This is a genomic window from Pseudomonas sp. 30_B (assembly GCF_017491605.1).
Taxonomy (GTDB): Bacteria; Pseudomonadota; Gammaproteobacteria; order Pseudomonadales; family Pseudomonadaceae; genus Pseudomonas.
Genome location: NZ_JAFGYY010000489.1, coordinates 1 through 245, shown reverse-complemented (window position 1 = coordinate 245; position 245 = coordinate 1). Strand labels below are relative to the sequence as shown.

General features: G+C 58.8%; 1 pseudogene. It reads right to left on the bottom strand.

Annotated features, from left to right (window positions below):
* Positions 1–245: pseudogene (locus tag J5M67_RS29205) on the bottom strand (arylsulfatase); the annotation flags it as partial.

The window sequence follows — 245 nt, the reverse complement described above, 5'->3', positions numbered from 1 at the left end:
CTTCATGGTGGCGATGCCCATCAGGTAGGCGTTCTTCACCAGCCAGTCGCTGTACTGGTCGGAAACGATGTCGGCGGTCTCGTACGGGTCCATGCGCAGGTTGAACAGCTTGGGAATCCGCAGGCAGGTGAATGGCTCGCTCCAGACCTTCAGGCCACCCGGTGCGCGCTGTTCGCACCAGACGATTTTCCAGTCGTTGAAGCGCATGCCCACCAACTCGGCCTCGTCGTTGAAGTAATAGAACT